General features: G+C 55.6%; 20 protein-coding genes. 1 reads left to right on the forward strand and 19 read right to left on the reverse strand.

The window, feature by feature from the left end:
- Window positions 1–23: 23 nt before the first annotated feature.
- From ACAW87_RS13805 to ACAW87_RS13895, 19 genes are all read right to left on the reverse strand, one after another.
- Complete coding sequence (locus ACAW87_RS13805; RefSeq protein WP_370723996.1) at window positions 24–1,274, reverse strand: hypothetical protein; 1,251 nt, start codon at window positions 1,272–1,274, stop codon at window positions 24–26.
- A gap of 13 nt (window positions 1,275–1,287) precedes the next feature.
- Window positions 1,288–2,187 (reverse strand): porin family protein, encoded by a 900-nt coding sequence (locus ACAW87_RS13810; protein WP_370723997.1) that lies wholly within the window; start codon window positions 2,185–2,187, stop codon window positions 1,288–1,290.
- Window positions 2,188–2,341: 154 nt separating this feature from the next.
- Entirely contained in the window at window positions 2,342–3,301 is a 960-nt protein-coding gene (locus ACAW87_RS13815; RefSeq protein ID WP_370723998.1) for a hypothetical protein, read from the reverse strand.
- Window positions 3,298–3,801: a hypothetical protein gene (locus ACAW87_RS13820; protein WP_370723999.1), complete on the reverse strand. Its 504-nt coding sequence runs from the start codon at window positions 3,799–3,801 to the stop codon at window positions 3,298–3,300. The genes ACAW87_RS13815 and ACAW87_RS13820 overlap by 4 nt, the downstream gene beginning before the upstream one ends.
- 200 nt (window positions 3,802–4,001) lie before the next feature.
- Window positions 4,002–4,301, reverse strand: coding sequence for a PAAR domain-containing protein (locus ACAW87_RS13825; protein WP_370724000.1), 300 nt, complete (start codon window positions 4,299–4,301; stop codon window positions 4,002–4,004).
- 23 nt (window positions 4,302–4,324) lie between these two features.
- Entirely contained in the window at window positions 4,325–5,473 is a 1,149-nt protein-coding gene (locus ACAW87_RS13830) for a transmembrane 268 family protein (protein ID WP_370724001.1), read from the reverse strand.
- A gap of 7 nt (window positions 5,474–5,480) precedes the next feature.
- Window positions 5,481–6,335: a TssN family type VI secretion system protein gene (locus ACAW87_RS13835; RefSeq protein ID WP_370724002.1), complete on the reverse strand. Its 855-nt coding sequence runs from the start codon at window positions 6,333–6,335 to the stop codon at window positions 5,481–5,483.
- Complete coding sequence (locus ACAW87_RS13840; protein ID WP_370724003.1) at window positions 6,332–7,291, reverse strand: type VI secretion system baseplate subunit TssG; 960 nt, start codon at window positions 7,289–7,291, stop codon at window positions 6,332–6,334. The genes ACAW87_RS13835 and ACAW87_RS13840 overlap by 4 nt, the downstream gene beginning before the upstream one ends.
- Window positions 7,288–9,120 carry a hypothetical protein gene (locus ACAW87_RS13845; RefSeq protein WP_370724004.1) on the reverse strand — a complete coding sequence of 611 codons (1,833 nt, stop codon included), beginning with the start codon at window positions 9,118–9,120 and terminating at the stop codon, window positions 7,288–7,290. Before ACAW87_RS13845 ends, ACAW87_RS13840 begins: the two co-directional genes overlap by 4 nt.
- 2 nt (window positions 9,121–9,122) lie before the next feature.
- On the reverse strand, window positions 9,123–9,557 hold the full coding sequence (locus tag ACAW87_RS13850) for a GPW/gp25 family protein (protein WP_370724005.1): 435 nt from the start codon (window positions 9,555–9,557) through the stop codon (window positions 9,123–9,125).
- A 13-nt stretch (window positions 9,558–9,570) separates the two neighbouring features.
- Window positions 9,571–11,385, reverse strand: a complete 1,815-nt coding sequence (locus ACAW87_RS13855; protein ID WP_370724006.1) for a type VI secretion system Vgr family protein — start codon at window positions 11,383–11,385, stop codon at window positions 9,571–9,573.
- Between the two features lie 36 nt (window positions 11,386–11,421).
- Window positions 11,422–11,964: a hypothetical protein gene (locus ACAW87_RS13860; protein WP_370724007.1), complete on the reverse strand. Its 543-nt coding sequence runs from the start codon at window positions 11,962–11,964 to the stop codon at window positions 11,422–11,424.
- 67 nt (window positions 11,965–12,031) lie between these two features.
- Entirely contained in the window at window positions 12,032–12,424 is a 393-nt protein-coding gene (gene tssD / locus ACAW87_RS13865; RefSeq protein ID WP_370724008.1) for a type VI secretion system tube protein TssD, read from the reverse strand.
- A 59-nt stretch (window positions 12,425–12,483) separates the two neighbouring features.
- Entirely contained in the window at window positions 12,484–13,848 is a 1,365-nt protein-coding gene (locus ACAW87_RS13870; protein WP_370724009.1) for a type VI secretion system contractile sheath protein TssC, read from the reverse strand.
- A 47-nt stretch (window positions 13,849–13,895) separates the two neighbouring features.
- On the reverse strand, window positions 13,896–14,339 hold the full coding sequence (locus ACAW87_RS13875; RefSeq protein WP_370724010.1) for a hypothetical protein: 444 nt from the start codon (window positions 14,337–14,339) through the stop codon (window positions 13,896–13,898).
- Between the two features lie 40 nt (window positions 14,340–14,379).
- Window positions 14,380–14,856, reverse strand: coding sequence for a hypothetical protein (locus tag ACAW87_RS13880; protein ID WP_370724011.1), 477 nt, complete (start codon window positions 14,854–14,856; stop codon window positions 14,380–14,382).
- A 35-nt stretch (window positions 14,857–14,891) separates the two neighbouring features.
- A complete protein-coding gene (locus ACAW87_RS13885) occupies window positions 14,892–17,396 on the reverse strand; it encodes an ATP-dependent Clp protease ATP-binding subunit (RefSeq protein WP_370724012.1) in 2,505 nt (834 codons plus the stop codon).
- 358 nt (window positions 17,397–17,754) lie between these two features.
- Complete coding sequence (locus tag ACAW87_RS13890) at window positions 17,755–18,624, reverse strand: YfaP family protein (RefSeq protein ID WP_370724013.1); 870 nt, start codon at window positions 18,622–18,624, stop codon at window positions 17,755–17,757.
- A 176-nt stretch (window positions 18,625–18,800) separates the two neighbouring features.
- On the reverse strand, window positions 18,801–19,748 hold the full coding sequence (locus tag ACAW87_RS13895) for a DUF2279 domain-containing protein (RefSeq protein WP_370724014.1): 948 nt from the start codon (window positions 19,746–19,748) through the stop codon (window positions 18,801–18,803).
- Between the two features lie 141 nt (window positions 19,749–19,889).
- Between ACAW87_RS13895 and ACAW87_RS13900 the strand changes: the two genes are divergently transcribed.
- On the forward strand, window positions 19,890–21,047 hold the full coding sequence (locus ACAW87_RS13900; RefSeq protein WP_370724015.1) for a T9SS type A sorting domain-containing protein: 1,158 nt from the start codon (window positions 19,890–19,892) through the stop codon (window positions 21,045–21,047).
- The last annotated feature ends 1 nt before the right edge of the window (window position 21,048 follow it).

Consider the following 21,048-nt stretch of genomic DNA (forward strand, 5'->3'; position numbering starts at 1 on the left):
TCAACCGTGCTGACCACGATCTACTACTTGGAGCCAACGCCCACACTACCCAGCAGAACCTGCCAGCTAGTTTCGGTTTGTCCGTCAATGAGTTTCTGATTGGATTTCAGCTTTACCCGAACATTTTTCTCGGTTACGTCCTCATAATCAACCTGATTGCCTTTGCCGTAGCCGGTGAATTTCTGCTGACCGGCAATCATGCCGTAGTAATTGCCATCTGGCCCCTGGGTCAGTTCTTTCACATACTGCACGTTCGACCAGGTGACTTCGGTGTAGGTGTAGGGCAACAGTTTGAGCCGGTTCAGGTACGTACTGATGCTCATGCTGCGGGGCGGAATGGTCTTGTTGGCCGAGGTGACTTCGATCTTGGCGTCGGGCATAAACAAGGACTGTGCTTCTCTAATGGCCCGGTCTTTATCGTCGCCCGATGCGCTTTTGTCGGTAATGATGTTGATGTACGCCACAAACTCATCAACTCGCTGTACGGCCTTGGTTCGGTAGGTGATATACTCCGTTTCGTTCAGCGATGGTTTCCCCGAAATCGCCGCGGCGGGTGCCGGAGCAGGGGGACGTACCGGGGCGGGCGGCGTATTGATCACGCGTTCAGGTCGGCTGGGTGTAGGGCGGACAACGGGCGCTTCGGCAACGGGCGTTTCAGCTATAGGCTCGGTAACCGGAACGTTAGGCGGGCTGGGTGCAATCACCGGGCGCGAAACGGGCGTGATGAGTTGTGGGCGTAGCTCGGTCAGAATGGGGGCCATCTCCACAAAGTCGGTCAGTACCTGGTGTTTGCCGTCGCGGTAAAAAATTATCATCAGCTCATTCTTGCTGATCGATCCCGCTCCACCGCTAACGGGCTGGTAGTTAACGACCTCTTCGCTTTCGTACGAAATCTGACCGCGCAACACCTCCAGCGGGGTCCGCCGAACCAGCACGTCGGTAGATGACGTACGGGCCGGTGCCATCAGGAAATCTTTCAGTTGCTGATCGGCTTCGGCGTTGTCTTTACTTACTTCGTCGATTACCAGAAAATTACCTTCCTGGGTAAAGGCCATTAAGACCAGGTCGCGTCCGTAGTTGTAGGGCGTCAGCGTTTCGCCGCGTTTTACGGTAAACTTCACCCGCTCTTCGGTGATCTCGATAATCTGGGCGTTTTTGAAGCGGGTTCCGTTGGCCAGATAAATCGCATCACCAGCCGGGCCGATGTTGCTTTGTGCGTTGGCCGTGCTAAACAGACACAGCAGAATAAAGGGTAAAATCAGACGGTATTGCATGGTGTGGAGGGGCTTACTGTCCGAATAAATAGCGAAGACCAACGCCGAAGGTGACTTGCGATACAGCGGGGGCACCCGACACGGAGATCATGCTGGTGATGCCATAATTGCCTTGTCCATAAACAGTGAAGGCGGGACTGAAGCGGGCGCCCAGCTTCAATTCGGCTCCGACGTGCAAGGGGCTGAAATTCGCTTCATCGAAGGTGGCGCTCTCGCCATTAGCTGTTATGTTGATGCCATAAGCGCCGTAGACACCGGCCGAATAAAACAGGTTTACCGAGCGGCCGGGCTTGTAGAGTGAAGCAATGGCCAGGGTAGCCACGCCGTAGTTGAGCGCAACGGTGCTGGGGCTCTCTCCCTGCGACAGTTGCATGAATTCGACCGAAGGGGCCAGCGCTACACTGCTGCCCAATGGGATTTCGGCCGTAATACCACCCCGGAACGCCAACCCCATGTCGGAGCTTTCGCCTTCTGCCATCCAGAGGCCTCCACCAGCCCCTAACGTGAGGCCGAAACGGGTTCTATTGTCAGCATCTGCTGCCTGTGGCTGGGCCTGACGAACGGGTACGTCGCGGGCCGAAACGGGCTTTTTAGCAGAGGCCACTGGTGCCGCAGTCCGTTTTGCTGGCGTTGCTTTGTTGCCTTTTCCGTCGAACCGCTCAATGTCGTTATTGGCGTAGCGGACATGGTCTACTTCCGATTTTTTTACCTGGAATCGAGCGCCCTGCGGAGCCGACACTTTGCGATAGACAACCAGGGTTTCGTTGATTTCGCTGATCAGGCCTTCGATCACGGTGTTGTTGTACAGAACGATCTGATCGGGGCGTCGGCTTGCCTGACCCAGGCTGATAAGCTGAGAAAACAGGCTTGTCAGCAACAAACTTAACGACAGCAGAGTACGTAGCTTTTTCATGGGGAAAGTGTTTATGGTGTAAATAGTAATTGGTTGAAAAGGAGAAGGTTGAGCAGCGTTCACCCCAAAGGTCGGGTGGGGTGAAACGCCGCGAATCCCATAAAAAGGGTATGTCCCGGTCTACTTAGTAAAGGGTAGGCCTGTCAGGACTTCGTTATTTGACCAGTTCCATGCGGATGGGGCGATTGAGCCGGATGGTGAGCGAACTGCCGCCGGGGCCACCCACATCGAGGCCGGGCGTATTGGCCTGAACCTGAAACATGAACAGCCCGTCGCCGGCTGGAAAACGGTCTTCCTGTTGCGTGCGATCGGTGTAGTTGATGCGCCAGGGTGTGTTTTTCGGGGCCGAAATGGTGGCGATACGCAGGCCGGGCGGGGCGGTGTAGAGTTCGAAGCGTTCGGTGGTTTTGGCAAATGTGCTGTTGTCACTTACTTCGAAATAAACGCTCAGAATGACCTGCCGCTCATCGACCACGATCACCTGTGCCGAGGCGTTTACCTGCGGATCATTGCTGCCAAACTCGCCCGATCCCCGTACCAGCAACGGTTTGAACGGACCAAAATGCCCCGTAAAAATGGCCGGGTGCATGTTAGCATTATTTCGGGCTGGCGCTGGTGGCGGTGCGGCCCCGCCGCCGCCACCAGCTGCCGCCGCAATGGCGCGGTTCAGGCTACCCAGCGCGGCTTGTAAGCCCATCTGCTTGGTTTCCAGGTCGGTGCGCTGAGCCGAAAGTTGCTGTAACTCGGGGTCGCCATTCTGCCGGCCATCTTCATATTCAGCTACCAGTCGGCGGTAACTACGGGTTGTGCTCACAAAAGGCCCCTCGCTGAATTGCTGATCGAGGGCGTCGGCCTGCCCGAAGAAGGTGCTGAGCCAGGGTTCGTCGATGGGGGCACCGCTGCTGAGTACTGACAGGTGAATATCGGTGCGGGTCAGTTGGGTACGGTAGGTGGCCAGCCGCCCCGCCGATTCACTATGCTGCTCATCGGCCAGGGCCGGAATGGTGCGGAACGACGCCCAGCTACATAGGCCCAACAGGCTCAGCAGAGCCAGGTACGTTAGGCCAAAACGGAATTGGCGGCGCTTACGGTCGGTGTAGTTTTCGGCTTTCATGGGCGTTGGCTGGCTTTCATGGCACGTATATTATCCAGGTTCGCTTGTTTCATCAGTACCTGGGTCTGCAGCATCTGAACGGCGGTGTTGAGGCCATCGAGTTGTAGCTTGATCTGCGCCTTAGCCACCTGGCGGTTTTGTCGATTGGTGGTTTGCAGGGCAATCAGGTCCAGCAGTTTCTGGTAATTCTGCCCGGTAGTGCCCGTGAGTTGGGTAAAGAGGCTGTCGGCTCCGTAGCCACTTTCAAGTCTCCCGATGGTTTCCTGAAGCTGGAATCGGATGGTCGAAAAGTCGCTGGCTTTCTCGATGGGGTCGGTCTTTTTCAGTTGCCGTACCAGGCTGTCGGCTAGGGCGGCATCGGCCACGTAGCGTTGCTCCTGCTCAGTGGTGATCGACTGCCGGCCCGCCCCGCCTTTTCCCGCCAGCCAGTAGATGCCCCCCACCACGCTAAGGCCGATAAGCAGCGTAATCAGCGAAAATTTGATAAACGATGTGTTCATGTCTGGTGTGAGTTAATTGTCATTATGCTTCGCTGTCATTACGCTTCGCTGTCATTAGGTAGTTATTACGCTGCGCTGCCATTAGGTGGTCATTTATAGACCCTGCAAAAAATGACCACTTAATGACGCCAAAGGCAAATGACCACCTAATGACAGCGCAGCACAATAACAGCGCAGCGTAATGACGCGAAGCATAGTATTCAGCCGATCAATACGGTAGGTAGACCGGTAACGATGGCGCCGCCGTGTGCGGTTTGGTCACCCATCCGGGCGGCGGGTTTCCCTCCGATCAGTACGGTGACTGACCCCATTAGAATGGAATCGGGCGGACCAACGCACACACACATATCGCCCATGCAGGCGGCTGGTTGTCCGCCAATCAGCACGGTAGGTGTGCCGGGGGGCAGAATAGGGCCACCCACGTGCGGAATGGGTGGTGTACCCGGCGTTACCATCGGGCAGACGTGATTATCGCCCATTCGGGCAGCAGGTTGTCCCATGTGCTGTGTGGTTTTACTGGTCGTTACTTGCTCCAGAATCCGCTGCGTATGCCAGCGGGTTTAGGCGCAGGTACGTCCTGTTTTTCAACAAAGAATTCGTCTTTCGAGCGTTCGTGGTAATTCAGTTCGCTCAACTTCGAGAACAGCTTGATCAGGCACTCGTTGAGGCGAACAAAGGCCAGCATCACCGGCTGGCAGTCAGCGTGTTCGTAGGGCGTGTCGAGCAGTTGCTGCAGGGCTGTTTCCCATTCTACGGGCGTTACTGATGTCCAGTTTTTGATGTAGTTGAACATGGCTTCCCGTTCCCGGTCGGGGGTACTCTGAATGGCAATTTGCAGATGCCGCGCCAGTCGTTTTCCCGTGCTCACCAGCCCCACGGGTGCATCGTGTAATCCCCGCAGTTGAAAGTCGTCGAGCTGATTGCCGAGGCTGTGCAGGCAGGCTTCGGCCACGTAGCCGATGCTGGTGGCTAAGGCATTGGGCTGACCCGAGCGGGCATTGGTACGCACTCGCACCACAATGGCTGTGGCATACTGAAGCAACTCGCCCAGCCGTTTACGCAACTTATGGTACAGGTCGCGGTAGTCCTGGTGCGACCCTACGGCGCGGGTTGGGGGTAAGTAATCGATAGCCAGACTGAATACGCCATTGGCCAGCAGTAGTTTAGCCACCGGAATATGATAGGCCGATGCCAGTGTAGTATGCAGTTTATCTACCGAAACAGCGCTGATCCGCAGGTTAGGCCGGACAGATGGGAAACGCAGCGGTTCTTCGTCGGGGTTGGGCTCACCATGCGGCTGCGGATCAAACGGATTGACTTCGACCACCACGTACCCAGCCGACAGACCGGTACGTACCCAGCTTTCACGAACGGTCGACAGGGGCAGGTGCAGCGAATCGGTGGGATTGGTACTCAACTCAATACGAGCGCCTCCCGGCGTAATGGCCCGACAAACCGACAGCACCACCGAATCGCCGTCGCAGGTGATGGTCAGGGGTGATTCATGCCCGGCAGCGGGTGTCAGCAGGCCATAGTCGAGGCCCGACAGCAACGACCCGGCCGCATCGCGGGCCAGGTCACGGGTAGCATCGTCGGTAGCCAACAGGTGGCTCCGGGTGATTTTCATGCCGTCGGCCCAGTTCACAGGCCAGTGGTTCAGTTGGGGAAGCATATCTTTTTTAGTTAGTCAGTTTGCTGCTGACGTAGCTGCGGGCTACGATGACCGTATCGGGTTTCAGGTTGCTCCGGCTCAGCGACAGGCTCGGGTCGAGGTACTGTTTCAGGAATCCGCCGAGTTTGGGCTGGTAAAAGACCCAACCCAACAGGCTGCCTTCCGTGTCTACCTCGTGGTACTGAATGGGGTCGTCGGGCTCTTCTTCGTTGTTGTGCGAATAGATCATGTAGTGAAACAGATCGTGCAAAGTCCGGTCAATGGGGGCTTTTACCGTGTAGGTTGTCAGTTGAGGCTGGTCGGGTACTTTACTTACCTGCACATGCAGCCGGATGGTATCCACCAGTTCGAGTAGCGGCACTTCACGGTCGACGGGGTAAAACCACTTGCGGTACACCCGCGCCGGAATTCGGACGAAAGCTTCGTAAGCCAGCATAAACAGTGTGGGCAGCAGGAAGGGAAGCCAACCCAGTGCCATCGCGGGCAGAAACGTACCTGCCGATACCATCAGGCCGTAGACTAGCAACTGGATCATAGCCAGCAAAGCGGCCGTCAGGGTTAGCAGGCTTAGTTCATCACCGATCGGGGCTGTATGTAGCCAGCCAAACTGCTGCCGAGCCAGCACGAGGTGCGCCGCGCCAAGTAGCAAGACAATGCCTTCGAGCCAGTAAAAACCGGCCGTGACCGATTCAACCTGTGCCAGGGCGGCACCCAGCCCCCCGGCTAGTATCCCGGATGCCAGGAGGTACAGTGCTACTTTTTTGGTCAGGATATCAGCTTTCCGGCGTACGATCAGCAGCACCAGCGCGGCCAGCCCGATGCTGAACAGCGAAACAAGCGTTAAGATGAGGTCGGTAGTCATAAGCGAGTTGCGTTGGAATGGGGAAGTTCGGTAGTCAGACCAAGTCGACCGGCGGTGGCCGAGTCGGCTAGGGTGAAGCAGGCTTCGTTGCCCTTCGGTACAGGCACCACCTGATAATCAGCATCGGCCGGTAAGAGGTAGCCTGCCAGTAACGATACATACCGCCAGCCAATCTGATTGGGCAGGTAATCGGCGAGTTGCTTCGGCGTCAGCGGGCCAATGGTCAGTCGGATCACGCCCCCGTCGTCGGTGATGCCCTGTGAAGGCGGCAAAATCCAGTCGATCCCAACACGGCTTACCCCCAGGCGCGGCGATTGTCCGGGGCTAATGGCAGTTATCGATTGCGTTGCCGGTTCGTTTGCCTGACGTGGCCCGTGCGTGATCTGTACGGGTACTTGCAAAAAGCGACTGAAATAAGCGGCTGTTTCGGGCCAGTTGCCCACTACCCGGTGCGCATTCATCCAGATGGCCAGCAAACAGATCTGCTGTTGCGCACTAAATGAGTAGCCGCGAATAGACAAAAGCCAGTCGAACACTTCCTGCCAAACAGGACCCGTTGCCTGTTCCAGCGTTTGCTGTTCCTGCTGCTCGATCCGCACGCGTAACCGCATCATTTCCTGCTCGGCGGGAAGCCAGAATTGCCGTCCCTTCTTTTCTTCCTCCCGCAACCGTTTCGATAAGGCTGTGGGGGCTTCGGGACGGGCATTGGCGGGGCGTGGCGGGTGAAACAAGGCTTCGGGCAACATATCGTAAAACCCTTCGCGGCTCAGATCCACGTAGCGCGTATCGGGTTGCCCCGGTTGCTCGGTCACATCGTCTATGGCAACCAGATCGGGGCTGTAAGGCCGGGCGAACGTACCCAGGTGCCGTACCACCACATTAGCCTGGGTAGGTTCAGCAAGCTGCCGGGCCAACCAGACCTCGGCCCGAATGTCGGTAGCTAGTGGCTTGTTCATGAGGCGGTTTTGGCTAAAACGCGAATAGGCAACAGGCCCGACCAGAGCCCGTCTAGCTGCGCGGCAACCTCACGGCACCAGTGCTGTTTCTCCTCGTCGGGCAGTTGCCGACCCGGCCGGAAAGTCAGCCTGACATCGAGTACCCGGCTAAGTCCCTGCCGGGCTTCGTTGCCTACCACCACGCTTTTCTGAACGCTGACGTCGGCAATGAGGTCGGGGGCGGTAGCCAGGGCAATGGCTCGGAGGTCTTCGGCTGTCAGGGCCCGGCCCCTTGTCAGCAACGTACGCCGGAAAGCGGGCAAACTGGCGGCATCATTTAAGCGGGCCATACCGCCCTGCAAGGGTTGCAGTAGAGCCAGTTTGTCGCGCCGGAGTGTGGCCGACGAGGTATCCAATTTGGCCGAAGCGGGTAGCCGGTTGGCCCGTTCTGCGGCGGTGGTCCAGCAGCGAACAAACAACGTACCTGAAACCGGTGCGTTATTAATCACCATGAAGGGCGTTGGCTCACCGGGGAGTGTCGCGGCGGATCCCGTCAACTGTTGACGAATACGCAGCATACTTTTCTGAAGATCGTCGATACCCAGCGGCGAAAAAGCAACGCTGTCGTCTCGGAGTTGATCGAGGGTGTGCTGCACCAGTTCGGCCGCCTGTCGGCTATCGAACCGGCCAACGCCCCGGTGGCGCAGGGCATAGCTGCGCTGCATAGGATCGTCGCCAACGGCGTGGGGTACGTAGCGGTTTCCGTCGCTATCGGTCACGTCGATAATAGCGAGTAAGGGCCGGTCGGTCTGGAGCGGAAACACGTTCATGACCTCGTTGAACCGATGCGCAGGCTTAACCAGCTCGACGTTCAGCACCGGAAAGGCGTTGAGCAAACAGTCGGTCTGTTGCAGGATCTCGGCACTGAACGTGGGCGGAAACGACACCCGCAACCAAACCAGTGGTGGCAGGGACTGCAACAGCGCCGCGTCGAATGACTCGCTCAGTGTAGCAGGGGCACTGCTGGCCGGAAACCCCGCCGAGGCGGGGCGGGCTGCACCTGAGTTGCCGAGCGATACGGTTACAAAATGAGGCCGGTAGTAGCGTTGGGCGTGCTGTTCCAGCGTTAGCAGGGACGTGTTGTCAATGCCGGTTTGGTCGGCGGGTTCGGCCTGAAGCGTGTGTATAGCTGTCAGCGGCTGTTCGGTGGCGTTGGTTTCCAGCACCCAGCGGGTTTGGCCCAGTTGTTCGCAGCGGTGCAGGGCGTCGGGCTGGTTTTTCCAGTTAAAATAGAACCGTGCCTGTGCGTCGGAAGGGAGATTTCCGGGTAGTTCAAGGCCAAGCCAGAGGGTGTAGTCGGGCAGGCGACGGTGGGGCGGGGCGGTGGCAATAGTAGCGCGATTATACTGCTCGTCGATGCGCCAGAGCTGAGCCCCTGCCGCGCCACAGACCACCCGCCCGTTGATGAGCGAAAAGCGCCCGGCAGGCAACAGGCCCAACTCATCACCGGTTTGTGGGTGGCGCGTCGTGAACGAAATATCAGCCCCGATTGTCGCCGTTGCTTCAGTGGGCTGGGCCATGGCCAGGCCGTGGGCGGGCTTCGGACCGGTTACGGCTTCGGGCAACAGCACCTGCACCAGCCGTTCCAGAATACGCCCGCGCGACGCCAGGATTTCGCCGTAAATTCGCTCCGATTCAGTTGCCAGTGCCCCAAACAGCAAATCTACCAGCGGGTCGAAAGCCGTGGCAATATCGCCGGTATCGAGCTGCCGGTCTGTCAGCCCCCAAAGTCGGCTGGCATCGCGCAGCAGCCGGGCTTTTATCTGGTCGCGGGTGTCTAGGCTGTTCATGATTACTGACTGGCTACGGGGTTGATATACAGGGTAAATGTGAGTTCAGGAAGCCGTTCGCCGAGGTCGATCAGCGTACCGTTTACCCGAATGGTCAGGCGTTTGCGGGCGCGGCGACGTACCCCGTCGCGGTCGGTTTCTTCCAACTCATCCACGTCTATGGCGACCTGCGTGTTCTGAATTCGTTTTTCGTATTGCTTGATGAGTTCGTTCAGGGTTTGCTCGGTTTCGCCTTTCCACAGGGTCGGGTTGGTAATCGACGCGTAATCGCCCAGCCAGACCGCACTGCCCATGTTGGGGTCGTAGCGGCACTCGCCCAGCCGGGTTGCCAGCAGCAGATCGATGTGCTGCCGAATGGCGTCGACCAGAGACACGCGCGGCAGGGGCTGAGGCTCCATCAGGCGGGTAAATGGCGCAAAAAGCGTGTAGGCGTTCATGGTCGTGGCGTTGTCAGTTAATCATAACCATAGCCCCTTTCAGGGTGGTCATTGGCCCGCCGTCGAGTTCGAGCATGGCGCTACTACTGACTTTCATACTTGTTTTTCCGTTTATAGTAGTGGTGAGCCCGCCGATATCGGTTTCGTTGCCCGACAATGAGGCAGTACCTATGGCATCTATGCTCAGGTCGCCATTGACCTGCATGTCAGCTTTGCCCGCTTTTACGTTCCATTCGTCGCTGGCATCGACGTTGAATTTGCTGGCTTTCAGGTTGATCGTATCCGCTTCGAGGTTGATCGTTCCTTCGCTCTTGACGGTGATGTGCGTACTGTCGAGCGACAGTTTGATGTGGTTCTTCTTGTCTCTGTTATACAGGCTGATAAACTCTTTGCCCTTCTCATCGCCAATCACAATGTGGTTGCCGCCTTTGGTAATGATGGTTTTATAGAGATTGTCCTGGCTGTAAAAAGCGTTCTGTTTGGTGCTTTTGTCGTAGGTGACTCCCGCCACTACGGGCCGGGCCGGGTCTTCGTTTTCAAAGAGTACCATTACTTTGTTGCTCACCTCCGGCACGAAATACACGCCCTGGTCGGCCGTGAAGTTCTGGGGTGCCAGCACCCGTATCCAGGTTGAACTTTCGGCATCGCCCTGAGCTTCCTGCCAGTCGAACAGCACGCGCACCCGGCCCAGGTGTTCGGGGTCGTCGTTGTGCAATACGGTACCCGTTTGCATGGTGGCTCTGGGTACGTAGAAGGAGGGGTTAGTCCGGAACTCGACCCCCGCCGGAATGGCCTCGAACCGGTTGCTGTAGCCGCCGCCCAGATCGGCGTCGTGGCTGATGCTAATGATGCGGTACTGCCCGAAACTGGCCGTTCGTTGACCCGCCATGCCGCTCTCTTCACCCACCGTAACAACCGACCCCAGCTTCAGTCCAACTTTATTACTGGAGCCGCTGAAAATGACCGCGTTGGCAACCGATGCTTTCTTTTCGTAACCGGCAAACAGTTTGGCGTCGGCATCGGTCAGGGCGGGTAGGGGCGGGCGACTGTAGGTACGTTCGGGGTACAGATTTTCGGCCTTGTCGATCAAAAACTGACCGTACTCGCCCAGGCCCGACACGCGCACGTCTTTCGAGTGGCTTTTGGCGTTTTCGTCTTTCATCGGGTTGTAATCATTGATGAAAAACTCGCCGCCGGGCAGACTCATCTGCATGTCGAAGGCGTTCATGTCTTCGCCGTAGGTCAGCCGGATGGGCGATTCGTTGGGTACGTCGCCAAATACGGTTTTCTCGCCGTCGAAATAGAACCAGTTGCCGGTAGCGGCGGCGAAGCGATGCAGAAAATTGTAGCTCGTTTCGTTGAACTTCACCACATAGTCCTCCTTCCGGGTGGCGCGCGGCGATACGCTGGGTTGCAACAGATCCAGGTCGTATTCCTTCAGAATAATGTTAACAATCTGGCTGTGATCATACTGATAAAAAGCCTTGAACCGAGACCCCTGTTCCAGCAAAATCGACGCGCTGGAACCCCGGATTACCACTGAGCTGCCCGACGACGCCTGTTTCGACAGATACAGTTGGGTAACGAATCCCCTGAAGACGAACGAATCGCCCGCGCCCTGCCGGTACCTGATGGTGATGCGGGCCGTTTGCCCAATGAAGTTTTTCGACTGGTTGATGGTCATACCACCCTCGCCTTCGACCTGCTCGATAGGAACTGTCAGCTCGAAAGTGTGGTGCCGGTCGATCCACTGCCGGACGCTGACCCGCGAAAAGATCGGCACATGCCTGCCGCCAATCTCAATTCGTACAGTGGATAAGTTACTCATGGTGTGGAAAACGGGAAAAGAGAAGGTTGGCTTGATTTAGGGATACACGCTGATTTGGCCGGTGCCAAGGCTGTAGCTGGCCGAAATCTCGACCGACGCGCTGAGATAAGGCAGGTCGACGGTGATTAGCTTAGGTTCGTTATTGGCCGTTGCCATATCGACGTGGGTATAAAGCACCGATCCTAAACTGCGCAGGTTTTCTACGTCGACACGTACTGCTCGGTTTAGGCCAGAATTGAGGATTCTGGCTAGTCGGAGCATTTGCCCGTATCGAGGTAGCCCACGTAGAATACCAGCCAAGTTGCTGCCCGTAGAAAAGGCAACGCTCCAGTCGTTAGTGTTGATGCGGCTGATTGTAGCGGGGTCGGGGCAACCGAAGGCGGCAACGAGTACCGCTGATCCTACCGTTCCGCCTAAGCCTAAACCTAGGCGGGCATTGGTGTAGCTGAAACTAACGGATTGGCTACCGTCTAGCCGCCAAAGCTTGCCGGTAACGCTTTCTATTCCAGCTACCATAACAATTCCTCCCGATTTGTTACCTACGCCAATCCAGGTCGTGTTTGGACTATAGTCTGCCATGTTCAATAAATCTGTCAGAAAACCTATAAGGTCTAAAGGAGACCTTATAGGTCTGTGAATTAGTTGATTATTGAGCCCACTTGTTCTCGTGCGATGCACCGCCAACGCTCAGTTTGCGGGCCGATATGACCACGGTCGTGCTCATCGGCGTGTTAGTACGAGCGTCCATGCTCTCGGAGTAGCCGGTCAGAAAGGCGTCTTCAAATTTTACTTCTTTCATCGGCGACTCTTCATCCTGTTTGAAGAAGGTGATGCCGCCGCTGAACTTCTTGTGCGGGTCGATCATCAGCTCGAATGCCTTCGACTCTTTCGTTGACTCAAATTCAGCGTTTACCTGCCCACCCATCACGTCGGAGGTTGGTTTGCCGGTGGTATAATCGGTGTTTTGCCCGAGCGAGTAGCTGCAGTGTAACAGACGGAACTCCTGCCCGTCGAGTTTTAAAAATGCCTTGAAAGCCATGGCGATAATTGATTTGTTAAGTGTGAATTGATTAAGAATGAACTAGTTGAGGGAGAAGATTACTGCTGCTCAACACCGCCTTTCCAGTCGTTGGCGTCGTCGCCCTTGGTGCCATCGAGGCGAACCAGGAAGCTCTTAGCCGGAAAGTAGGGCTTGATGTGGATGTCAAGAAACACGCGGTCTTTCACGTCCTTGTCGCGCTCGAACCGCAGAATCTTGAAATCTTCGATGATCTTGTCGGCCCCGGTCACGCTGTTCAGAAACTTCACGATTTGCGCCCGCAGGTCTTTTTCGGCGTCGTAGGTCCAGTTTTCAAAGGCCCGGCGGTTGAGGAAGTCTATCAGTACTTTCATGATCCAGTCGAATACGCGCACCACCGAGTAGGTCTGAAGGCCCTGATTATCCCCGTTGAACAGCGTTTTAGCCGAATAGGCCATCACCTTGTTGAACTCGTTGACCATCGGCACCAATCCCATTTTTTCGAGCGAGGCGATTTCACTCTTTTTCAGGTTGAACCGCACGCCGTCTACCTCGTTGAGGGTGCCGTGCTTGCTGCCTGCCACGGGTTGCTGAAGCTGTGTCTTGTAAATTTTACCGGCCAGCGCCGTTGAGGGCGGCACGTAAAGTGGCTCTTCTTCGCCCAGATCGGTAAAGGCTTCGCGACCCACCAGGTAGTTGCAGGTCATCATCACGTTGGCCTTGTAGGCGTCGGCCGAGGGCATATCTTCCTCGCCAAACAGTTCCATTACATCGTCGGGCGTGTCTACATGGCGGTAGTCGGTGAGCAGCATTGCCTTGGTTTCATGGGCCAGACGAGCCCACTTATCCACCACTTTTTTAGACCCGAGATAACCCGGCAACACCATCAGCGAATAATTCTGACGCAGGTCGAGTTTGTCGTAGTTCTGGCGCAACTCTTCGGCAATGGCGTCGAAAAACAGGGTATTGTCCAGATCCTGAACTTGCTCGGCGTCAGCGTTGACAATCGAGATGTTTTTGATCTTCTCGGTGTCGGCGTTTTTGTAGAAAAGCGCCACCGACCGGTAGGCCGTTTCGAGGTCTTTGGTTTCGTCGATGGCTTTCTTCAGGTTGCGGCGCAGGGTACTGGCGGCGAGTTCGGTTTTCTGCTCGGCTTCGCCCACCATGTCGGCCACGTTCTCGTGATTGGCCAGCAGGTCGGTCCAGGCTTCGAGGCGTTTCTTGAGCAGTTTGCGCTCTTTCTCGCTGCCTTTTTCGGTCAGGAAGATGCCTTTACGGGCCTTCTTGGCTGGGTTCAGGTTTTGGGCACCTTCTACGGTCGTTTCCACAAACTCGAAACCGCCGAACCGTTCTAGTTGGTGGGCGCTGTCGGCTACCTGCTGGGCGGGGTTGGCTATCCGTACCCGTTCTTTTTCGGCTGTCTTGCCGCTACTGATCTGTTCCATGATGAATAGAATTTTCTGATGACTGTAAGCAGGGTGTAGGTACGTACCTAGCCTTCCAACTCCTGAATCATGGCTTGTAGGGCGGTGAGGTAGATGGCTTTTGAAGCAGGATCAGCCAGAATTTTCTGAAGGACTTTGTTCGACTTCAGTTGCTTGATAAACTTCTGATAATCTTCCTGTTGTCCGTTCAGTCCCTGCAGAAAAGGGCTCTGTGCTGTGATGCCTTTCCGCCCAAAGTCGCCGAGGTTCTGAAACCGGAGCGTCTCGTCGACACCCTGCCCTTCAGCATCATCGAAGCTGACGTCGATGTTGGGTTTGTAGCGGGCAAATACCGCGTCGACCGTTTCGAGTTTTTCTTCGATCACCGGTTTGAAAGGCGCGTTGGCGGTGAGTTTTTGCACCAGTAGTGTGCGGTTTTTCTGAATGTCGGAGATTGCTTCGTTGGCGTCGTCTCCTTTGCGTTCCTGCCCGCCGATTCCGTAGTCCATCATGATTGTAAGGGGTGTGGTTTAATGGTATTCGTTTTGCCGTTCAATCAAAATCACTTTGACTAGCCATGGCGGGGCAGTTCAGATATAGCCCGCCCCTGTTCCCGCCGGCCTGAATGATTTCTTCCACGAATGAGGTACAATTATGTGGTAGTACCCCCCATGTCCAGCGTGCTGCCAGTAGTTGCTCCAGCTTAAGCATAGCCCCTTCCGGTCTTGGTATTCGAATAGCAATTCGGCGCAGTTCACGTTTTCCGGCTTCGGCCATATACTGCCGATATCCTTGCTGGTTCATCCATTTGGGGGTTGCTCGAAGTCCGCTCTGCTCTGCCCAACCGTCGCCCGAACTGCCACTACCGCCCGCTACGTGCATGTAAATGGTACTTGCTCCACTGCCCACTGCCAGAAGCATGTGTCCGCAAGCGTTGATGCCAGCGCCCGAAACGACAATAACCGAGGTATGGCCAAAGTCATACATTTCGGCCGGGCAACTAATCATTTCGTTTCCTTCAAAAGCCATATGAATAGGTGTTTAGATAGTTCGCTTTTTTCTGGTTACTTCCCCCAAACCAGTTCGCCGCCTTCGCCAACGCTCAGGTTCAGCACACTGCCTTTGCTGATTTCGCCGGAAACGATCATGCGCGAGAGGGGGCGGCGGAGACGGTTGCGGATGACACCGCGTAGGGGGCGGGCTCCGTATTTGGGCGTGTAGCCTTCCAGCGCCAGTTGCCGCCGGGCCGCTTCGTCGATGGTGAGCGTGATGCCCTGCTTGGCCAGGGCCGTAAGCAAGGGTTTCAGTTGTATGTTGAAAATGCTGATCACTGCCGCCTCTGAAATGGGCAGAAAAGGAATGATCTCGGTGAGGCGACCCAGAAATTCGGGCCGGAAAAAACGCCCCATAATGTCCATCAATTCGCCCGACGTAGCCAGTTCGTTCTTCGCCGCTTTCTCGACAACCCAGTCAGAACCGATGTTGGAGGTGAACAGAATAATGGCGTTTGAGAAATCACCTTCGCGACCGAGGCGGTCGTGCAACAGGCCTTCGTCCAGAATTTGCAGAAAAATGTCGAACACCGACGGGTGGGCTTTCTCGATTTCGTCGAAGAGAACCACCGCAAACGGTTGTTGTCGGATTTTGGTCACCAGCAATCCACCGTTTTCGTAGCCAACGTACCCGGGAGGTGCCCCATAAAGCAACGCTGCCGAGTGCTCTTCCTTGAACTCCGACATATCGAACCGAATCAGGGCGCGCTCGTCGTTGAACAGAAAATCGGCGATTGACTTGGCCAGTTCGGTTTTTCCGGTGCCGGTTGGTCCGCTGAAAAAGAATGACCCAATGGGTTGCCCCGCCCGACTCAGGCCCGACCGGTTTTCGAGAATAGCGTCGGCAATGATTTGGGTAGCGTGGTCCTGGCCCACGACCCGCTGTTGCAGATGCTCGGCCAGGACCAGCAATTTCTCGCGCTCTTTCGACTGAATTTTTCCCAGCGGAATACCCGTTCGGCGGGCCACCACAGCGGCAATTTCGGCCGAGCCAACGTGTTCACCCAGGGTTTGGCTGAGGGTATCGAGACGGTCGAGCAGGCCATTCAGGTGCTCAGTCAGGGCGTCGGGCAATTCGAAGGCGGTGCTGTCGGTTTCGTCTTCAATCTGCCCCAGCAGCACCGGACTGAGCCGATTGTTAAGTTGGCGTTCAAACCAGCGTAGGTCTGGCAGGGCTAGTTCGGGTAGGCTCTGCGTGTGCTGCTCGGTCAGACCTTGCAGTTCGGCGCGCAGGCGTTCCAGTTCGGGCGTAGTGGTGCTGTTGGCTAGTTTCAGGGCCGACATCGTGCGGTCGATCAGGTCAATGGCGGCATCGGGTAGGCGGCGGTCTTTGAGGTAGCGACGCGCCAGCCTAACCGACTCAGCCACGGTGCCGGATGCCAGTGTTACGCCATGATACGCCTCAAAAGCAGGCACCACCGTGCTCACCATCCGCGTAGCCGTTTGCTCGTCGGGCTCGTCGACTGGTAGTAGTTCAAACCGGCGCGAAAAGGCTTCGTCTTTCTCGATGTATTTCCGGTATTCGTCGTTGGTAGTAGCACCGATTAGGGTCAGTTCGCCACGCGCCAGTTCGGGCTTCAGCAGGTTTACCGTGCCCATAGCCCCTCCGTTCGGATCGAGCAGCATGTGAATTTCGTCGATGAAGAGTACAGCCTTATCGAACAGTTTCAGTTCAGCCAGAATGCTTTTGAGCCGTTCTTCTACCTCGCCTTTATACGACGCCCCCGCCACCAACGAGCCCACATCCAGTTGCAAAAGCGTGGCCCCCTGAAGTTTAGGCGTTACCTGACCGGCCACAATCTGCTGCGCCAGCCCTTCTACCAGCGCCGTTTTGCCTACGCCGGGTTCGCCCACGATCAGCACGTTAGGTTTGAGCCTACGCCCCAGAATTTCAAGCAGTTGCCCGGTTTCGCGTTCACGGCCAATAATGGCATCGTAGCGACCTTCGCGGGCGGCGGCCGTACAGTCGGTACAATACTTGAAAAGTACCTTCACGGTTTTAGTGGCCGCCGTAGCAGTTTTCGTCGCCTGCCCATTTGGGGTATCGCCCCCCGACATAGAACCTCCGATGGTTTGCCGTAGCACCGTATCGCGAAGGGCGTATTCAAGCAGTTGTTGCTCGGTGATGGGAAACGACTTTAGCTGATCAGTCGAAAACGCCAGATTAGGCTTGGTCATCGCCGTCAGCACCGCCAACGGACTCAGTTCGGTTTCGCCCAGCTTCATGCGCACCACATCGGCTACTTCGAGCAAGGCTCGAGTGGTATCGGTGGCGCGTGGGTCGTCGGTGATCCGGGCCGATTTCGGACAGGCTTCGATCCGAATGTCGGCCCAGTCGCGCAGGTACGTTACGTCCACATCCCATAATACCAGTTGCGAGGCAAGCCCAACATCGTTGTGTAGCACTCCTGCCAGTAAATGGCCGGGGGCTAAGTCGGGGTGCTGATGCTCACGAGCAATGGCTTGGGCTATCTGAACAGCCTGACGCAAGGCGTCGGTGTAGGCAATAGAAACCATATCAAAAAGAGGGTGTGGATGTGATAATGCGCCGAACCAGATGCGGGTCTCGTTCAGCCGTTTGTTCGATCATAACCCGCCTGGAATACTGTTGAATCCGTGCGTTTTACGATCGAACAAACCTACTAACTACTTGATGGTCAGAAAATCCCATAAAGAGGGGATGAGCTATCTTACCGTATGGTAGTGCGTTTGTGACAGTTAATATGCGGCGTTGTTTGAGCCGAAGGCAAGCCTAACCGGGTGAGCACCCATGAATACGGGGTGAGCAGTCGATTATTCAGGGCGATTGATTATCCGGTAGGTACGTTCCGGACAGTATCCTGCCTTCTGCCGATAAAACTGCGCTGATTCGGAATTAGTAAGTGTAGGTTGTTCCCGATTTCTGAATCGTTACTACGTTGACGGTATTGCCACGGAGGGTTTGCCCGCTGAACGATTTTGATTTACCCGGCGAGCTTACCGTTACCACGAATGGGTTGGGGGTCGAGGTATAGTCGTAATCTTCCACCGTCACTTTATACGAGCCATCCGGCGCCGCATCGAGCCAGAAAATGTTCTCAGGGCCATATCCGTCAAGATCATCACGGTCGAGTTCGCCCCCCGTACTCGATGAGGGGTTACCATAATAGATTTCATCGCCAGATGGATCTACCACGTGCAAATCCTGATCGGTGGGTGTACTCCACGACAGGCTGATCTGCAAGGCTCCTGTGCCTAGTCGTAACACGTTCACAGTAACATAAACCACCTGACTTACCCGCCCATTGCGGTCATACACGCAGAAAGCAACGCGAAAAGAGCCCTGATCAACCCGGGTTGGAATGCCCAGCGAAAGCTGTAAAGACCCGGCGGCTCCCGACGTGCTGTTATACGGAATGTTGATGTACTGGCTGGCCCCTACTACCTGTGCATAACAGCCGGCCAAATTGCCGGATACGTTCGCATAGTTGAACGGAATCAGCACGGTACTGCCATTAGACGAAATAACCGACTGAACAGGGTTAGCCGCTTGAGGTGCTGCCGACCCACCGGTAGGCGCGGGGGCATCGCCCTGTACGCGTGTGGCACCGGCAGGTAACAGCAGTACCGGGCTCAGGCTGTTGGCGTCAGAGGGGTCGATGAGCGTTTCCTGAGGATCTACATCTGCTTTTTTGCAGGCAAACAGGCAAACAATGAGCAACAGGCTAGCCACCAGAGAGCGAACACTTGTGTAATGAGTAAACATAAGAAACCTGAGGAGAAACGTGGATAGATAAACAACATGACAAAGTTGAGTAACTGCCCATCGCTGCGCGTCCCCACAAAGGGGGATTCTACAGGCTTATAGTCTCAAATAGTTTCGTAAATAAGCTCAATCGTCAACCTTACTGTTTCATTGGGCCGGCTACTGCCTACTAAGACTTACTCTTTTGGTAACAGCAACGGGTGAAACCGAAGGCCGTTCACCGCATTGTATTCCAGCGATGGTGCCGCAATCTTCATGAACTGTACCGTGCCCACCAATCGCTGCCAGGGTAGGGGCTGTAACGGATCGCGCTGATTAATACGCGACAGGTCGGCGTCGGGCGAGAGGAAAAACTGTCGAAACCGCTTAAATACAATGGGTTTACCTGTTACGTCGGTCATGGGCGGGTTCTCATGTCCACCCGTCATGCCGCTGGCGCTGTAACCTACATTCAGATTCAACCAACGCGGGAAATCAGGTCCCACCGGTAATACCGACGCCAGATTGACCGAGAGCCAATATTGCTGTCCGTTGTAGTCTTTAAGCATCTGCTGTCCGGTGGTTTTACCCAGTAAATTGGGCCGGAAAGGTGGATAAATCGTTTTCCGGAAACCGTACTTCATACTTACCACCTGCTGACCAGCCCCAAACTGTTGCCCCATAAACAAGGCTGTGCCAGCCACGTTGGCCACCATGTCGCCTTTCGAGAAACCCCAACCTTCGGCGTGGCCATCGTAAACTTCCAGCGTACTCTGGAACAGCAGAGCGAGTAGCCCGCCCGTCAGAATGCTTGCCCGTTCATTGACCCCGCTCCAGCGCATGAGTTCGTAACCGCCCCGACTCATGCAGTAGGCCGTGGCTGTGTGGCCCACTTTGTCCATCTGCAACCACTCTCGATTATCGTTGAAGGTATGGAACGGCATCTTCTTCTTGTACCATTGTTTGCGCAAAAGCAACAGCGTGACGGTATAAAATACGGTTGTTCCAGCTACCACACCAATAAACCGCCCCTGGTTAATACCTGGCTCTCCAGGAGTAGCCATGGGCATCGGCTGAGCCTGCATGGGCGGGCCAATGGCAAGCAGCAGTTCAACGAAGAGCAGGAAGCGAATCCGTTTAATCATAGGTCAAACCTAACAAATAGAAGCGAGAGGAAAGTAGCGCGTGGTAAGAAGCCGGTTATCGAATAAATTTTCAGACAAGTGTATACGTAAACTAACTCCTGATGAGTTAAGCAGTTACAACGGAATAAACCCTGTTCCTTTATGCGCTCTCTTTACTGCTTTCTGCTGCTTATGGCCAGTTCGCTGGTTTCGTTCGCTACCCATGTTTCGGGCGGTTATATCCGGGCTACGCCCGTAGCGGGTCGGGCATTGACCTATCAGATCACCGTGACCATGTATTACGACGCTACTGCGGGAAGCGGAGCCGCCCAGGCGGCCACTAGTTTGTATGTTTGTTTCGGGGATAATAGCAACGCGGAAATGATTAACCGAACCAGTGTTCGCCCATTCCCAGCCGAGCAGGGGCGTTTTACTGTGAATGAGTATACCACTACGCGTACGTATCCTGGGGCGGGTGTGTATGCTATTCAGGCAACGGCCATCAACCGCAATAGCAATACCAGAAATATCAAAGGAGGTGCCTCTATAGAACAGGCTTTTTCTCTTAATACCACAATTTGGATTAGTGCCGATCGGCAAAATCAGACGCCGGTCGTCTCACTTCCGGCTACCGGATTAATTGTTGGGCTAAATCAGCGTGCCGCGCTTCAACTAGGGGCTACCGATGCCGATGGAGACAGTCTTACTTTCTCATTGGCCATACCGCTGACTAGCTCTGTTAGTGACGGAGCCACGGCGATTCGTTGTGCGTCATTTACCAATGACATAGCCGGTTACCAGTTTCCTAACGATGTTAGCCAGAAAGGAACCTACCGCCTGAACGGCCGAACCGGGTTACTGAATTGGGACGTACCTACCGAAGAGGGACAATATGCCGCAGCTATTCTGGTGTCGGAATGGAGGGCCGGGGGGCTGATTAGTCAAACACAGCACGAAGTAATAATTACGGTTGCAGACCGAGGTGGTGCTATCGTGACACCTCCTGCTTATGAACCAGCACAATCGTCGTCGCTAGTTACGGCCATTCCAGAAACGGGTGCGTCCGAAATGGTGTTGCTTGTTGCACCCAATCCGGTAACAGGCGAATCGGCCCAGGTCGAGTTCTTAGCCGGTCGTTCTGGATTAACCGTTCTGGAATTGATTGACAGTCAGGGCCGTGTTTACGAAACAATTCGGTTGAATCTGCCTGAAGGTCGGTACAAGCACACGTTCGACTTAACGGGTAAACCTGCCGGCTTGTACTTGATTCGGGTCGAAAGTGGCAGAAGGCAGATGACCCGGAAAGTGTTGAAGCGGTGAG

Source organism: Fibrella aquatica (assembly GCF_041321135.1).
Lineage (GTDB): Bacteria > Bacteroidota > Bacteroidia > Cytophagales > Spirosomataceae > Fibrella > Fibrella aquatica.

Coding starts and splice junctions, on each gene's coding strand:
- ACAW87_RS13805 (WP_370723996.1), bottom strand. CDS start 1,274: ATGCAATACCGTCTGATTTTACCCTTTATTCTGCTGTGTCTGTTTAGC.
- ACAW87_RS13810 (WP_370723997.1), bottom strand. CDS start 2,187: ATGAAAAAGCTACGTACTCTGCTGTCGTTAAGTTTGTTGCTGACAAGC.
- ACAW87_RS13815 (WP_370723998.1), bottom strand. CDS start 3,301: ATGAAAGCCGAAAACTACACCGACCGTAAGCGCCGCCAATTCCGTTTT.
- ACAW87_RS13820 (WP_370723999.1), bottom strand. CDS start 3,801: ATGAACACATCGTTTATCAAATTTTCGCTGATTACGCTGCTTATCGGC.
- ACAW87_RS13825 (WP_370724000.1), bottom strand. CDS start 4,301: ATGGGACAACCTGCTGCCCGAATGGGCGATAATCACGTCTGCCCGATG.
- ACAW87_RS13830 (WP_370724001.1), bottom strand. CDS start 5,473: ATGCTTCCCCAACTGAACCACTGGCCTGTGAACTGGGCCGACGGCATG.
- ACAW87_RS13835 (WP_370724002.1), bottom strand. CDS start 6,335: ATGACTACCGACCTCATCTTAACGCTTGTTTCGCTGTTCAGCATCGGG.
- ACAW87_RS13840 (WP_370724003.1), bottom strand. CDS start 7,291: ATGAACAAGCCACTAGCTACCGACATTCGGGCCGAGGTCTGGTTGGCC.
- ACAW87_RS13845 (WP_370724004.1), bottom strand. CDS start 9,120: ATGAACAGCCTAGACACCCGCGACCAGATAAAAGCCCGGCTGCTGCGC.
- ACAW87_RS13850 (WP_370724005.1), bottom strand. CDS start 9,557: ATGAACGCCTACACGCTTTTTGCGCCATTTACCCGCCTGATGGAGCCT.
- ACAW87_RS13855 (WP_370724006.1), bottom strand. CDS start 11,385: ATGAGTAACTTATCCACTGTACGAATTGAGATTGGCGGCAGGCATGTG.
- ACAW87_RS13860 (WP_370724007.1), bottom strand. CDS start 11,964: ATGGCAGACTATAGTCCAAACACGACCTGGATTGGCGTAGGTAACAAA.
- tssD (WP_370724008.1), bottom strand. CDS start 12,424: ATGGCTTTCAAGGCATTTTTAAAACTCGACGGGCAGGAGTTCCGTCTG.
- ACAW87_RS13870 (WP_370724009.1), bottom strand. CDS start 13,848: ATGGAACAGATCAGTAGCGGCAAGACAGCCGAAAAAGAACGGGTACGG.
- ACAW87_RS13875 (WP_370724010.1), bottom strand. CDS start 14,339: ATGATGGACTACGGAATCGGCGGGCAGGAACGCAAAGGAGACGACGCC.
- ACAW87_RS13880 (WP_370724011.1), bottom strand. CDS start 14,856: ATGGCTTTTGAAGGAAACGAAATGATTAGTTGCCCGGCCGAAATGTAT.
- ACAW87_RS13885 (WP_370724012.1), bottom strand. CDS start 17,396: ATGGTTTCTATTGCCTACACCGACGCCTTGCGTCAGGCTGTTCAGATA.
- ACAW87_RS13890 (WP_370724013.1), bottom strand. CDS start 18,624: ATGTTTACTCATTACACAAGTGTTCGCTCTCTGGTGGCTAGCCTGTTG.
- ACAW87_RS13895 (WP_370724014.1), bottom strand. CDS start 19,748: ATGATTAAACGGATTCGCTTCCTGCTCTTCGTTGAACTGCTGCTTGCC.
- ACAW87_RS13900 (WP_370724015.1), top strand. CDS start 19,890: ATGCGCTCTCTTTACTGCTTTCTGCTGCTTATGGCCAGTTCGCTGGTT.